Genomic DNA, 14,047 nt, shown 5'->3' on the forward strand with positions numbered 1-14,047 from the left:
CTCTCCTCTCCGGCGGCGGCATAGGCGTAGGCGAAGGCGTCGTGCGGCCGGCCCGGGTCAGCGCACCACGGCCGCACCGACCAGCAGCCGGACGGCGGCGGCGATCGAATCGGCGTCGATTCCGGCGTGGGCGAGCTGCTCTGCGGGGGTGGCCGAGCCCGGCATGGTGCGGACGGCGAGCCGGACCAGCCGCGGCAGCGGCCTGCCGTCGGCGAAGGCGGAGGCGACCGCGTCGCCGATACCGCCCTCGGGCCGGTGGTCCTCGACGGTCATCAGACAGCCCGTCGCGTCGGCGGCCGCCTCCAGGGCCTCCGTGTCCACCGGCTTGACCGAGTAGAGGTCGAGCACCCGGACCCCGATACCGGCGCCCGCCAGCAGGTCGGCGGCCTTCAGCGCCTCGTGGACCGTGACCCCGGCGGCGACGACGGTGACCCGGTCGCCGTCCCCGGACCGCAGCAGCCGGGACCCGCCGACGGGGAACGCCTCGTCCGGTCCGTAGAGAACCGGCCCGGCGCCCCGGCTGGTGCGCAGATAGCCGATTCCGGGCAGCTGTGCCATGCGCCGCACCAGATCGGCGGTCTGGTTGGCGTCGCAGGGGTAGAGCACGGTGGAACCGTGGACGGCCCGCATCATGGCGAGGTCTTCGAGGCCCATCTGGGAAGGCCCGTCGGGTCCGATGGCGACTCCGGCGTGGGAGCCGCAGAGCTGGATTCCGGCCTCGCTGACCGCGGCCATCCTGATCATGTCGTGGGCGCGGGTGAGGAAGGCGGCGAAGGTGGTCGCGAAGGGCAGGTATCCGCGGGCCCGCATGCCCACGGCGGCGGCGACGAGCTGCTGTTCCGCGATGTAGAACTCGAAGGCGCGGTCCGGGTGGGCCCGGGCGAACGCCTCGGTACGGGTGGAGTCCCCGACCTCTCCGTCGAGGGCGACGACGTCGCCGCGCACCGATCCGAGGGCCGCCAGCGCCTCGCCGAAGGCGTCCCGGGTCGCCACCTCGTCCCCGATCCGGTAGCGCGGCGGTTCGGCCGGCCTGAGCGGTGTCGCGGGACGGGCCGTCACCGGTGGCGGGAGGGCGACGTCCACCCGGATGTCGCGGACCCCGCCCAGCTCCTCGACGGCCTGTTCGGGGTGCGGCAGGGGCTTTCCGTGGAAGCCCTCCCGGTCCTCGACCTCGGCGACGCCCCGCCCCTTGCGGGTGCGGGCGAGGACGGCCGTGGGGCGCCCGGCGGTGGCGGCGGCCTCAGCGAAGGCCGCGTCGACCGCTTCGACGTCGTGTCCGTCCACCTCGACCGTGTGCCATCCGAAGGCGTCCAGTCTCCGCGCGTAGGCGTCGAGGTCCCAGCCTTCCCGGGTCGGGCCGCGCTGGCCGAGCCGGTTGACGTCCACGATCAGGGTCAGGTGGTCGAGCTTCTCGTACGCGGCCGCCTCGACGGCCTCCCAGACCGAGCCCTCGGCCATCTCGCTGTCCCCGCAGAGCACCCAGATCCGGTACGGAACCCGGTCCAGGCGCTGTCCCGCCAGCGCCATTCCGACACCGATCGGCAGCCCCTGCCCCAGCGATCCGGTGGCCACGTCCACCCAGGGCAGCCGGGGCGTGGGGTGGCCCTCCAGCGGACTGCCGTCGTGGCGGAAGGTGAGCAGTTCGGCACCGTCGATGACGCCCGCCGCCCGGTAGAGCGCATACAGCAGGGGCGAGGCATGCCCCTTCGACAGGATCAGCCGGTCGTTCCCGGGGTGGTCGGGCCGGTCGAAGTCGTAGCGCAGCTGATGGGCCAGGAGTACGGCGGCGAGATCGGCGGCGGACATCGCGGACGTCGGATGCCCCGATCCGGCGGCCGCGGCGGCCCGGACCGCGTCCACCCTGAGCTGCTGTCCCAGCTCCGCCAGTTCCTCGGTGCGCATGGTCGGCTCCCTCTCGTCGGCAGCTGCCGTGCCGCGACCGCCGTCCCCGCGGGGGCTCCCGGCACGACCGAGCGGGAAGACCGCCTCGGGGCGCCTTCCCGATACGCCCCGGGTGCCCATGCGCCCGGGGCCGAAACCCGCCGGGGAACGCGCACCGTACGGAAACACCCGGAACCGTACGGAACCAGCGCCCGGAGCCGTCAGCCGTCGCCCAGCTCGGCCCGGACGCGACGGGAGGGGCTGAAGGTGTAGAGGTCGAGCACCTCGGGCGGATCGGCCTTCCCGGGCCCACCGGCGTCGACCCAGGCGGCTATGTCGGCGCTGGCGTCCGGATCGTTGACCAGGCCCAGCCACACCGGGCGGCCCCCTGCCCTGCGCCCCTCGGCGGAGGGCTGTACGACGACGACGTTGGCCTGCTCGCAGACGTCCAGACAGTCGGTGACCCGGACGGTCGCCTTGTCCGCCAGAGCCGTCCGCAGCTCCCGGAGCTGCGCGGCATGATCGACCCCGGGGATCTTGGCAGTGCCGCAGCAACAGCCCCGGCACACGGTGACGGTGGGCCGGACGGCACCCGGTGCGGACGCGGTGCGGCTGGAACGTCTGCTCATACGATCTCCTCGGCAGGGCCGGTCACGGGCCGTCGATTCCGACGATGATCCGACGATGATCGTAAAGCCTGCGGCACCACCCCTCCGAGGCTAGGCTGGGAGGAGTACTCGGGGCTGCTTCTCGCCGGGAGGCGAAGGACGATGACCGGTCTGGTGATCCGGAACTTCGACACAGCGGACGAGACACGCCCCTTCGAGGACGGCAAGGGGAGACTGGAAGTCCTCAACACCTCGGGCGGACCCGTCGGCCGTGCCGTCTTCGAACCCGGCTGGCGCTGGTCGGACCATGTGAAGCCGCTGGCGGGCACGGACAGCTGTCTGGCGGCCCACACGGGCTATGTCGTGAGCGGCCGCGTGACGATCGTCATGGACGACGGGGAGCGCGCCGATGCCGGCCCCGGCGACTTCATCGAGATCCCTCCGGGACACGACGCCTGGGTGGTCGGGGACGAACCCTGCGTGACGATCGACTGGACCGGGTACGGCGACTACGCGAAGCCCGCGTGACCCCTCGGGAGCAGGGCGGAAGGCGAAGCCGGGCCCGGCCTTCCGGTGTTTCACCGCCGCGGTGCACAACTCGGGCATTTCAGGATCGACCATCCGGCGCACCACTGGTGTGCTAGAATTTCCACGTTGCAGTTTTGGTACCCATGAACTATGTGCGCCTGACGGGAATGTTTCTCCTTCGGGCGCGTTTTTGTTTCCGGCATCTCCGGATGGGGCCTCTGCCTACAGAAGGAGAGCACCATGGCACAGGGAACCGTGAAGTGGTTCAACGCCGAAAAGGGTTTCGGCTTCATCGAGCAGGACGGCGGCGGCCCGGACGTCTTCGCCCACTACTCGAACATCGCGACGCAGGGCTTCCGCGAGCTCCGTGAGGGCCAGCGGGTCAGCTTCGACGTCACGCAGGGCCAGAAGGGCCCGCAGGCCGAGAACATCGTCCCCGCCTGATCGCCGGACGCTGATCGACCCGCCGGGGTCCGCACCGTGACGGTGCGGACCCCGGCGGTGTATCCGGGCCGGGCGCCGTTGCGGCGCCCGGCCCGGTTCTGTTTTCCCGGTGCGGCTCAGCGCCCGAAGAAGGCGTTGTGGACCGTGACCGCCGACTGATTGTCCTGCTGGTCGGTGACGACGGCCTTCAGGGACACCGCCTTGCCCTTCTCCGGCGCGCGGACCGTCGCCTTGCCCCCGACGACCGGGGCGGGCAGCCACTTCTTGCCGTCGTACGACACCGCGACCCGCAGGGCCTTCAGTCCGGCCCCGGCCGCCGCACCCTGGACGACCACGGGGACGGTCTGCTTGCCGCCCGCCGGGACGGTGGAGTCGGGTGCCGTGGCCGGCCGGAACCGGACCGTGGAGACCGGGAGCATCGTCGCCGCGTCGGTACGCGCCGAGGTGAAGGTCCACGAGGCGTCGATGCGGGTTCCGGCCCGGTTGAACGCCGGGTCCCGGTGGACCGTGGTCGCCACCGTGTAGCGGGCGGACTCGGGCGGCAGCGTGAAGTTCAGCGCGTCGAGAGCCGCGTTCTCCTGTGCGTACAGCACACCGTTGCGGTGGATCGTGGTGTTCGCCGCCGCGTACCGTGCGTTGCCGTCGTGGCCCGCGTCGTCACTGATCAGGGGCAGTGAGGCAGAGAGGTCGTTGCCGGTACGGGCGATGCCCGCCCGGGCGTCGACCCGCGGCCCCGGGACTCCGGTGTTGAAGTTCTCCGTGTACGTGGCGCCCGCCGTGTACTGCCGCGGCTCGGTTCCGTACAGCACGTCGAAGCGGAGGTATCCCTCCGGGTCCGGCACGCCGGGGATGCCCGCGGCCAGCTGCCAGGTGGCCCCGTCGTCCGTGGAGAGATGGACGTTACGGGTCTGCGGCGCCGGCCTGACGGAGAAGAACGTCTCCACTCCGGAGCCGCTGGGCAGGGCGCCGAACAGCGCCAGGGCACCCCGGGCACCCGGGGCGGACGCCCCGATGGCCGTCTTCACCAGGGCCAGGTCCTTGGCCGCGTAGGCCTTGGTGTAGCCGGTGGCCAGTTGGGCGACCGGTCCGCCGGCGAGGGTGTGGTACTCGTCGGTGCCGCGCTCCCAGTCCGTGGACCACGTCTGTGCGAGTTCGCCTTCGAGCTGCCGGGGGCCCTGGTAGGCGGTGCGGACGTTGTCGAAGCTCGTGAACTCGCCGCCCTGGAGGAAGAACGACCCGCCTGCCAGGTAGGTGTACAGCACGCCCGCGCGTATCGAGCGGGCGGCCGGGTCCGGCACCGTGACCGTCACCGGCCGGGTGGTCCGGGCGTCGAGGGTGACGGTGGTGGGGCCGTCCACGGAGAACTGCGGATTGTCGATCAGGTCGGCGCCCTTCCGCGGCGCCGCGGGGTCGACGAGCATATCGGCCGAGAGGAAGTAGGTGCCGCGCGGCATCCGGACCGTGGCGGAGCCCGCCGTCAGATCCGGAAGGATGCGCCGGTTGGTGGCGGCGCCGCTGTATCCGCGCAGTTCGGCCTGCCAGTCGGTGCCCGGCGCGCCGTCCCGTCCGAAGGTGTTGAAGGTGACCTCGTACGATTCGACCTCCCGGTCGACCGAGGCCGCGGTCCGTACGGTCCGGCCGCCTCCCGACGCGACGACGGTGACCGAGTACAGGCCGTCGACGGTCCCGCCGAGCCGGGTGTCGGCCGTCAGATCCACCGCGGCGGTACCGCCCGCGGGGACCGTGATCCGCTGCGCCCCGAGCGTGAAGAACCCGGCCGGTGCGGGCTGTCCGTCGGCGCCGGTGGCCGCCGTCGCCGCCAGGTCGAGGGTCACGTCCGCGGTGCCGTAATTGCGGTACGTGAGCTTCTTGGTGACGGGGGTGTCGTCCTGGTGCGGCCACAACTGGGTGCCCAGGTTGAGCGATACGGGTTCGGCGACGACCGTCTGGTCGATCGCCCGGTCGATCTGGATCCGCCCGGCGCCCTGCCGGAACACCGAATGGGCGCCGTCCTTCGCCGAGGCGACCAGCACCGACTTGAGCTGGGCGCCCGTCCAGGTGGGGTTCTTCTGCTTCAGGATCGCCGCGGCGCCCGCGACATGCGGGGACGCCATGGACGTACCGTTCTGGGCGACGTACCCGGGCGGGTTCTGGCCCCCGGTACCCGCGGCCGCGGCGGCCGTGATCGCCACACCGGGTGCGGTGACGTCCGGTTTGACGGCGCCGTCCCCGGTACGGGGCCCGGCCGAGGAGAAGTCGGCCATCAGGTCGTTGTCGTCGACCGCGCCGACGGTGAGGGCCGCGTCGGCGGTGCCCGGTGTGCCGAGGGTGCCCGCGTCCGGCCCCTCGTTGCCCGCGGCGACGGCGAACAGGACGCCCTTCTCCGCGGACAGCTTGTTGATCTGCGCTTCCAGCGGGTCGATCCCGGGGGTGTCGGGCGCGCCGAGGCTCATATTGACGACATCGGCGCCTTGGGCGACGGCCCAGTCGACCCCGGCGAGGATGCCGGAGTCCAGCCCTTCGCCCCGGTCGTCCAGCACCTTGGCGTTGATCAGCTGCGCCCCGGGCGCCACACCTTTGAACCGGCTGTCCTTGGCCCCGGTACCGGCCGCGATGGAAGCGACGTGCGTTCCGTGCCCCGACCGGTCGGTGGCGTCCGGTGAACCGCTGAAGTTCTTCTCCGCGACCACGCGGCCGGCCAGATCCGGGTGGGTGGAGTCGATACCGGTGTCGACCACGGCGATCTTGACGCCGGTGCCGTCGTACGAGCGGGACCAGGCGGCCGGGGTGCCGATCTGTGCGGTGCTGCGGTCGAGCGTCGCCTTCCGCACCCCGTCCAGCCAGACCCGCGCGACGCCGGAGGTCAGTGCCGCCGACCCGTCGCCCTGCGGCCGGCTCAGGGCCTCCCACAGTGCGTCCGCACTGCCTTCGGCGCTGGTCACGGCGTCGGCGTTGAGCATCGACAGGGTCCGGTGGACGGTTGTGCCGCCGGACGTGCGCACCCCGTCCCTGGCCGCCTTCGCCGCGGTACCCCGGTAGCCGACGATCACCTTGAGCCCGGTCCCGTGGGCCTTCCGGAGCTCCGGCTTGGCGAGCGCGGTGACGTCGAACAGCTGTCGGTCCAGGGTGCCGTCGGCGATCAGCCGCCGGGCGTCGCGCGGCACCACATAGGTGCGGCCCTGGTGGATCTGGGTGAAGAAGGGGATGTGCTCCCGCCCCTTCGCCCGCTCGATACCACCGACACGGCCCCGGGCGTCCACCGTGACCCGGTCACCGGTGATCAGGGTGACGGTCTGCCCGGTCCCGGCACCGCCCTTGGACTTCGCGACGGCCGACGGGGACACCGTGTCCCGGCCACCGCTCTCCGCCGACGCCGGGCCGGTCGTGCCCGCCGCCAGAGCCACGGCACACGCGGCTGCCGCGTACGCCCTCTTTGCTGGTTTGCGCAAGATTCCCCCTTGCTCAGGAGTACGGACCGGGCGGGGGCCCGGTCCCTTCCGGGGGCGCATTCGGAAAAGGCGAACGGCCCCGGGATCCCGAAGTATGCCGAGGCCGTTCCGGAGCACTCAATGATCGTTCTGTAACAGGCTTACGCTGGTGGAACGTTGTCGGAAGCACTGCTTCACGGGCGGTAAGCTCGCTGTCGACCGTCGGAAACCGCTGAGAAAGACCGACGGACCCGGGCCGGACAGCAGTAGCCGACCGGGACCCCAGGGCTGCCCCGACATCTTTTGCAGCGTTACTCCTGCAAACACCAGTCGACGAAGGACGCGATGCTGGGGTCCACCCGGCCCTCCCCGTCGGCCACCGCGGCCGTACAGAAGAACCGCACCTCGTCGAACTCCAGGTCCATCGTCTTCACCAGATTCCGCAGCCCCAGCCCCTCGCACAGCCACTCCCGGGCCGTATCGCTGTGGTCCAGCCGCTCCGGCAGCAGCGCGGGCTGCCCGGCGAGCAGATCGGTCTTGCTGACGGCGACGGCCAGCCGCGCCCGGTCCAGCCGGGTGCCCATCGTGCGTACGGTCTGCACCGACCGTGCAAAGACGTCCTCCGGATCGACCGTCGAGGCCAGGGTGCGGTCCACCTTCGGACCCTGCGGGTCCAGCCGGGTCCAGAAGGCGCCGACGGCCATCGGGTCGAGGACGAAGACGAAGGTGCGGGCGGCCCGGGCATAGCGCAGCGCATCCGTCTCGTCCCGGTTGACGAACCGCTCGCCCGCGGTGTCGAAGACATGCACCAGCCGTTCGGCACGGCCGCTGCCCAGGACGAACGAATGGGCCCGGGGCAGCGTCTTCTGGGTGGGGCGGGTACGGCCCTGAATCGCCAGCACCTCGCGCAGGACCCGGTAGTTGCCGTCGGATTCGGCGTCCGCGAGCCGGATCGCCGGACCGCCGTTCCCGGCGGCGTTCTCCAGCGCCATCAGCATCGCCGCCATCAGCTGCGTCTTCCCCGCGGCCCGGCCGCCGATCAACGGCAGGATCAGCTCGGGCATATGCCCGGCGTCGGGGTTCATGGGCTTGCGGCAGTGGTCGTGCACGCAGTGGCCGCTCAGCCGGGCGTCCCTGCTCATCAGCATCAGCAGCGTCGGCAGGCGCTCCCCGCAGGCACAGCGGCGTCTGAAGAGCCCGAAGGTGCCCGGCCGGATATCGGTGTGCCGGCGCCGGCAGGTCGCGCGGGGGCAGTCGTACTCCGGATACGGCACCCGCTCGAAGCAGCTCGGGCACAGCATGCCCCGGGGCAGCCCGCGGAGCACCATCATCGTCCGGTCGGCGGTGCGGAGCGCGCCCGCGGTCAGCCGGGCACCGCCCATCAGCAGGAAAACGCCGAGGGCGTGCAGCCCGAACAGCAGCCCCAGCAGCGGGACCGCGAGGGCCGCACCGGCGGCGAGACCCAGGTGGAGGGTGAGGCCGTACGGCACCGAAACCGCCGGGTGGACGGAGGGCGCGGTGAACTGTTCCGCGGTGACCCGGCGGAAGGAGTCGGTGACCGTACGGACGTACATCCGGGCGCCCAGGGTGCGGAGTTGCCGCAGATCGCGGACCGCGGGGCCGTAGAAGTAGTTGCGGTGGGCCGATTCGTCGGCGGGGCGGTACGGCGGCACCGTCACGTACTCGGGGGTCCGCAGCCGCAGGACGCCGTTGAGGACCCGGGAGTACCGCCAGTGGACTTCACTGACGAAGGCGAGTCCGCGCAGGCCCGCGATCAGGGGGACGACGGACAGATAGAACATCAGCAGGCCCAGATAGAGGGCGGGCACGACGACGAACATCACCACGGCTCCCATGGCCGCTCACCTCTCTTCCCGGCCCGGATCGTCCGGTGTCCGTCGCCGGGTGATCCTGCGGACCAGCTTCTTCCCGGCGCCCAGGCGGCGCTCGGCGCACTTCAGATAGGCATCGGCGAGCGCGGAGTCGTAGGGGCGGACGGCACCGGCCAGCCGGTTCAGGTCGTCCGGCCGCCAACGGCCGGCGATATCGTGGCGCAGGGCCGTGATCAGCTCGAAGTGGGCCTGCGGCAGCGGGCACCGGGAGTCCATCGCGACGACCCCGGTGACATGGCTGAACAGCACCTCGTCGACGGGTCCGCTGTCGGCCGCGGCCTCGCGCAGCGCGCGGAGATAGCCGTCCGTGAGGGAGAACCCGAACTCCCCGATGTCGGTGCGCAGCCGGGCGTGGTCGGCGGGCAGCGCGAGGAGGGCGGGGATCAGCCGGTGGCGTTTCAGGGCGCGCGGCGCCGCCCAGGCGTCGGCCTGCGGGATCCGGAACGCGCGGGCGAGCGCGGTCGCCTCGGGTGCCTCGTGCAGGGCCCGGTCCAGGCCGAGGGTGGTTGCCACGCACTCCCGGGTGACCGGGCGCAGCCAGGCGGAGCGGCCCGGTGCGGCCAGTGCCTCGTAGAGCAGCAGACAGGACCGCAGGGCCTCTTCGTCGTGGATCTCCTGTTTGACGGCGCGGTCGAACCACTCGCCGATCGCGTCGTCGGCCTGCTGTTCCGGGGGAAGCCGGCGGGCGATCTCGGTGGCTTCCTCGTAGGTCCAGGCCGGTGAGGCCTGCCGCCACAGGGCCCTGAGCAGTTCCCCGTCCGGCGAGGTCAGGCCGCGTACTGCCAGGATCCGGAAGAGCAGTTCGACCGTGCGGGCGGGTTCGCGCTCGGCCTGGGCCCGCCAGTAGTGCTCCAGGAGCCGGGGGCGCTCCCCGAGGTCGGATTCGCGCAGCAGGCTCGCGGGGAACTGGGCGAAGAGCTGCTCCTGGCCGTTCCGCCGGGCCAGCACCTCGTGGACGGCGGTCGCCAGTGCGGCTCTGAACTCCGGGAGGGTGTGGACGAGCTGTGCCGTTTCGGCGCGGAGCTCGGGGCCCGCGGCGGAGGAGCCGAGGAGGGTACGGGCCAGGTCCAGGCTCTGTGCGGCGAGCGGTTCGGGCGGCGGGGTGAGCCGGGCGCCCAGGGCCCACAGCAACAGCCGGACCCGGACGCGGGTGGTGGTGGCCTCGTCGAGCAGCCGCTGCCACAGGGCGGTGGCCCGTTCGCGTTCGGCGGGGTGGGTGATCGGTACGGGGCCGGCCGCGTTCTCCGCTCCGGTCGCGTAGGCGCGGATCCGGGACCGGTGGAGCCTGCCTTCGAGTTCCTGGTGGAGTGCGCTGTCTCCGCCCGCTTCGGCGGCTGCGCTCAGTGTCGCCAGTTGCCCGTCGTCCAGGTCCCGGTGGCGGTGGTGGATGTCGGCCGCCACCGCCGCCCGGCGCGTCCCGAGGTGGCCCGCGCCCGGCAGCCAGTCGATCACGGCCCGGACGTCGGTACCGGTCAGTTCGATGCCGCCCGCGGCCGCTGCCGCCGCCACGGGGGCGTGCCAGTCCCCGGGGTCCCGCTCCCGGCCGTCCGCGTACTCGGCGGTCCAGGACCAGACCGAGCGGACGGAGCCGACGCCGATCCCGGTCAGCAGCCGTACCAGATCGTGGACGGGTGCCGGTTCGGGGAAGCGGCCTGCGGAGAAGTCGAAGACGGTGTACGTCTCCTCGCCGTCGGGTCCGAAGTCGGGGTGCGCCTCGGGCACGGTGCCGATGAGGTGGAGCCGGCTGCGGGCGGGGCGCAGCAGGTAGGTGGCGAAGGACAGGGTGCGGGCCAGCGGGGGCGGCAGCAGGTAGGAGACGGCGGCGAACCAGTGGGCGATCCGGTCCGTCGTATCGTCGATCACCACCACCGAGCCGTCGTCCGCGAGTGCCGTGAACACGGCCGCCAGCAGGGCCGGGAGCTGTCCGGCGTCCGGGCGGCCGCGCAGGAAGTCGCGTACGGCGCGGGGGCTGAGCGGGCCGCGCGGCAGGGGTGCGGAGAGTTCGGGGAGTTCGGTGGAGTCGGCCACCCGGGCCGTCCACAGCGGCGAGTTCCACAGTTCGACGGCGAGCAGCCCGCCGCTGTCGGGGGTGAACTCGCCTTCCGTGTGCAGGGCGTGGGCGAAGTAGTTGCCGAATCTGCGGGCCGAGTCGCGGCCCGCGTACCGGACGCACAGCGTTGTCGTCCCCTGTCCGCCGGGGCTGTGGCAGAGGTTGACCGGGCAGCGGGCCAGTGTTTCCGGGGTGTCCGATTCGATCAGGGAGCGCGGGGGTTCGTATCCGGCGAGGCCCTCCACCCGGTGCCGGGTCTCCGCGGAGACCTGCTCGCTGACCGCGTTGAACTGGAAGCCGGAGGAGCCGCTGAGCCCTTGTTCGCAGGAGGTGTAGTACAGCTGCTGGAAGCTCCTCATCCGCGGCCCGCCTTGGGCACCGAGCCGAATTCGGTGAGCAGCCACAGCAGGGGGTCCGCCACCCGGTAGGGCTGGATGCCGGTCGGGGCGACCCGGGAGTCGGGCGTGGCGCTGCGGCCGAGTGCGGAGACCCCGAAGTAGCGGTAGCGGGCGAAGGTGTTCTCCAGGGCCTGGTCGATGGGGACGCCGTCCCACTCCTTCAGCAGCCGGCGGACCTCCTCGTGCACGCTGAGGCTGTCGCCGACGTCGAACCGGCCGCGGGCGGGGGCGTGGGCGCGCAGCGGGCTGCCGTTCTCCAGCAGATGCCAGAAGGCGTCCGTCTTGGAGAAGACCACCGCGAGCGGGGTGTCGACCTTCGCCGCCCGGCCGCCGTTCGCGGCCAGCAGCAGTCCGCTGACCCGGCTCAGTACGTTGATCGGCGGGTCGATGCCGTCCATCCGGGGCAGCGCGGTGCCGGGGGCGGCGTGTTCCCGGGCGCCCGGCATCTGCAGGGGGTCCAGCAGCAGGACGATGCCGTCCGCGTTGGCCAGGTAGCGGGTGTTGAGTTCGACGCTCTCCCGGCTGTTGAAGTCCTCGCCCGCCGTGTCGAAGAACGACAGCACGGTGTGCTGCGGCCGCTCGCCGAACAGCCCTCTGCGGCGCAGCCCGAAGCGGAACACCAGCGGCTCGACCCGGTTGGCGTTGGTCGTCGCGGTCTGGGTGGGCGGGAACATCTGCCGGTCGCGGTAGAGCCGGTCCTCGTACTCCGAGCTGTAGCGGCGCATGGTGGTGTCGTCGAGGCCCATCATGGAGGCGCCGTACGCCTCGCCGACCCGGTTGCGCATCTCGTGCAGCAGTACGGTCATGTAGATCGTCTTGCCGGAGGACCGGGCACCGACCATGGCGATCAGCCGGTTGTCCACCATGCCGAACTGGACGGGCAGTTCGACGTGGCAGACGGGGCAGATGCGGTACGTGGTCTCGCCGTCGCAGTCCGGGCACGGGGCGGTCGGTCTGCGGCCGTCGGCGGTGAAGTCCGGGCCGACGTCGTGGGCGGGGCGGCGGCCGAACCGTTCGTCGAGGACCGGGTCCCGGCGCCGTCGGCACTGTTTGCGGGTGCGGCTGAGCCGGCTGTTGCAGCGGAAGCGGATCTCGCGCGCGGCGAAGGTCTCGTAGCAGTAGGGGCAGGTGAGGCGTTTGGCCATCAGGTCACTCGCAGCTTGTGCAGGGCCGTGGGGCGGATATCGGGATCGGAGTCGGCGGGCCGGGCCGGGAAGCAGACCAGCCAGGAGGGGCCTCGGCCGGCGGGGAGCGGGAATTGGACGGTGAGAGGGGTGCCGGCGGGAAGTCGCTGGGCGGGGACCTCGTGCAGGACGGTGCCGTCGGCCGTACTGGTGGGGCGGTAGCGGCCGACGCCGTGCACGATGCGGAGGTCGGGGAGGTCGCATCCGGTCCGGGCGGTGAAGGTGACGGTGGCGACCCGGGCGCCGGTGAGGCGGCGGCGGGCCGTGGGTTCGTAGTCGACGACGGGGGGTTCGGCCGGTACCCGGAGTCCGGCGGCGCCCTCGGTGTCGGCGGCGGGATCGGGGACGAGTGCCTCCACGGTGAGGGTGACGGCGCCCCGGCCGACGGGGAGGTCGAGGCCGCCGTCGTGTTCGTAGACGCGGCGGCGGCAGAGGATGTCGCCGTCGCGGGGCCCGCTGCCGGTTCCCGTGGTGTCCTCGCGGCGCCAGCGGACCCGGGCGGTGAGCGCGGACTCCGGCCAGGCCCAGAGGACGAGGAGGTGGTCGTCGCGGCGGACGGCCTGGAGCTGGGTCACGGGGACGGAGTACAGGGCGAACGGGGGCGCGGGCTCGGGTCCGGATCCGGCCTCCGCTTCAGGCCCGGTTTCGGCTTCGGGCCGGGGTCCGGGGGCGGTGGCGCCTTCGGGCCGGGGTCCGGGTCCGGGTTCGGGGGTGGCGGCGGGATCCGGGGCCGGTGCGGGGGTCGGCTCGGGGGGCGGTTCCGGTACGGGGGTCGGTGCGGGCCCGGGGGTCGGTGGGGCCGTTACGGGGTCGGGCCGCGGTTCCGCGCGCCGTTCCGGGGGCTCCTCCGCGGCGCCCGGTGGTTCGGGATCCGCCGGAGGAGGCGGCCACGGGGCCGGTTCCGGGTCGTCGGCGAGTGCGGGGGGTGCGAAGTACGCCGTCGCGGGGGCGGTGCCCGTGGCGATACGGAGAAGGCCGAAGTCCGGCAGGGCGAGCAGGCCGTTGACGACGGCGAGTTCGGGTGCGGTGCAGCGGACCGTCAGGCCCTGTGCCGCAGGCAGGTTCTCGATGTCGGTACGGCGGGCGGGGTCGGTGTAGGGGGCGCCGGAGAGGAGAACGGCGTCCGGGGACGCCTCGGTCAGCTCCCCGGCGATCGCCGCCAGGCCCCGGTCGGCGCCCGGCCGCCCGGTGCGGGTGGAGACGATGCGTACGGTCAGATCGGGGGTGACGGCGAGAACCGTCAGTTCCAGGGTGTCCGGGTCCAGGTCGGCCACCAGGACCGTACGGTGGACGCCTTCGTCGATCGCGCCGTAGTGCAGGGCCACCGCGACCGGGACCGGGACGATCCTGCTGACGCGCAGGCCCGCGTCCTCGGCGGCACGGCGCAGCCGGTCCTCGTCCTCGCGACCGGCGGACGCGGGGAGACCGAGCACCGCCTCCCGCTCCTGCCCGCTCTCCGGCTCCTGCTCCTGCTCCTGCTGCGTCTGCGCGGCGAGGATCAGGGCGAGGGCGTCCTCGGGACGGGCGATGCCGTCGGTCCGGTCCAGCTCCACGACCGTGACGGCGGTGCGGCCGTCCGGTCCGGGCCGGCCGACCCGGGCGGAGTGGTGGCCGATGCTGATGCCGAGCATGTC

Annotated in this window: 9 protein-coding genes; 2 read left to right on the forward strand and 7 right to left on the reverse strand. The window is 72.6% G+C overall.

Features of this window, described 5'->3' with window-relative positions; all coding sequences use genetic code 11:
* Positions 1 to 57: 57 nt before the first annotated feature.
* Positions 58 to 1,902 carry a transketolase gene (locus B7R87_RS02845; protein ID WP_006350596.1) on the reverse strand — a complete coding sequence of 615 codons (1,845 nt, stop codon included), beginning with the start codon at positions 1,900 to 1,902 and terminating at the stop codon, positions 58 to 60.
* A gap of 200 nt (positions 1,903 to 2,102) precedes the next feature.
* Positions 2,103 to 2,510: a hypothetical protein gene (locus B7R87_RS02850; protein ID WP_006350595.1), complete on the reverse strand. Its 408-nt coding sequence runs from the start codon at positions 2,508 to 2,510 to the stop codon at positions 2,103 to 2,105.
* Between the two features lie 141 nt (positions 2,511 to 2,651).
* On the opposite strand from B7R87_RS02850, the gene B7R87_RS02855 reads away from it, so the two are divergent.
* Positions 2,652 to 3,017: a cupin domain-containing protein gene (locus B7R87_RS02855; RefSeq protein WP_006350594.1), complete on the forward strand. Its 366-nt coding sequence runs from the start codon at positions 2,652 to 2,654 to the stop codon at positions 3,015 to 3,017.
* Positions 3,018 to 3,257: 240 nt separating this feature from the next.
* Positions 3,258 to 3,461 (forward strand): cold-shock protein, encoded by a 204-nt coding sequence (locus B7R87_RS02860; RefSeq protein ID WP_006350593.1) that lies wholly within the window; start codon positions 3,258 to 3,260, stop codon positions 3,459 to 3,461.
* Positions 3,462 to 3,577: 116 nt separating this feature from the next.
* Here B7R87_RS02860 and B7R87_RS02865 read toward each other — a convergent pair whose 3' ends face one another.
* The 5 genes from B7R87_RS02865 to B7R87_RS02885 form a co-directional block, all read right to left on the reverse strand.
* Positions 3,578 to 6,910: a S8 family peptidase gene (locus B7R87_RS02865; protein ID WP_040916919.1), complete on the reverse strand. Its 3,333-nt coding sequence runs from the start codon at positions 6,908 to 6,910 to the stop codon at positions 3,578 to 3,580.
* A gap of 290 nt (positions 6,911 to 7,200) precedes the next feature.
* Positions 7,201 to 8,745 carry a TRAFAC clade GTPase domain-containing protein gene (locus B7R87_RS02870; RefSeq protein ID WP_006350591.1) on the reverse strand — a complete coding sequence of 515 codons (1,545 nt, stop codon included), beginning with the start codon at positions 8,743 to 8,745 and terminating at the stop codon, positions 7,201 to 7,203.
* 6 nt (positions 8,746 to 8,751) lie between these two features.
* On the reverse strand, positions 8,752 to 11,190 hold the full coding sequence (locus tag B7R87_RS02875; protein WP_006350590.1) for a GTPase-associated protein 1-related protein: 2,439 nt from the start codon (positions 11,188 to 11,190) through the stop codon (positions 8,752 to 8,754).
* Positions 11,187 to 12,374, reverse strand: a complete 1,188-nt coding sequence (locus tag B7R87_RS02880; RefSeq protein ID WP_006350589.1) for a TRAFAC clade GTPase domain-containing protein — start codon at positions 12,372 to 12,374, stop codon at positions 11,187 to 11,189. The genes B7R87_RS02875 and B7R87_RS02880 overlap by 4 nt, the downstream gene beginning before the upstream one ends.
* Positions 12,374 to 14,044 (reverse strand): Hsp70 family protein, encoded by a 1,671-nt coding sequence (locus B7R87_RS02885; RefSeq protein WP_157997765.1) that lies wholly within the window; start codon positions 14,042 to 14,044, stop codon positions 12,374 to 12,376. The genes B7R87_RS02880 and B7R87_RS02885 overlap by 1 nt, the downstream gene beginning before the upstream one ends.
* Between the last annotated feature and the right edge of the window lie 3 nt (positions 14,045 to 14,047).

Source organism: Streptomyces tsukubensis (assembly GCF_003932715.1).
GTDB lineage: Bacteria > Actinomycetota > Actinomycetes > Streptomycetales > Streptomycetaceae > Streptomyces > Streptomyces tsukubensis.

Excerpts from the sequence above, each read along its gene's own strand:
- B7R87_RS02845 (WP_006350596.1), bottom strand. The coding sequence starts at position 1,902 with ATGCGCACCGAGGAACTGGCGGAGCTGGGACAGCAGCTCAGGGTGGAC.
- B7R87_RS02850 (WP_006350595.1), bottom strand. The coding sequence starts at position 2,510 with ATGAGCAGACGTTCCAGCCGCACCGCGTCCGCACCGGGTGCCGTCCGG.
- B7R87_RS02855 (WP_006350594.1), top strand. The coding sequence starts at position 2,652 with ATGACCGGTCTGGTGATCCGGAACTTCGACACAGCGGACGAGACACGC.
- B7R87_RS02860 (WP_006350593.1), top strand. The coding sequence starts at position 3,258 with ATGGCACAGGGAACCGTGAAGTGGTTCAACGCCGAAAAGGGTTTCGGC.
- B7R87_RS02870 (WP_006350591.1), bottom strand. The coding sequence starts at position 8,745 with ATGGGAGCCGTGGTGATGTTCGTCGTCGTGCCCGCCCTCTATCTGGGC.
- B7R87_RS02875 (WP_006350590.1), bottom strand. The coding sequence starts at position 11,190 with ATGAGGAGCTTCCAGCAGCTGTACTACACCTCCTGCGAACAAGGGCTC.
- B7R87_RS02880 (WP_006350589.1), bottom strand. The coding sequence starts at position 12,374 with ATGGCCAAACGCCTCACCTGCCCCTACTGCTACGAGACCTTCGCCGCG.
- B7R87_RS02885 (WP_157997765.1), bottom strand. The coding sequence starts at position 14,044 with ATGCTCGGCATCAGCATCGGCCACCACTCCGCCCGGGTCGGCCGGCCC.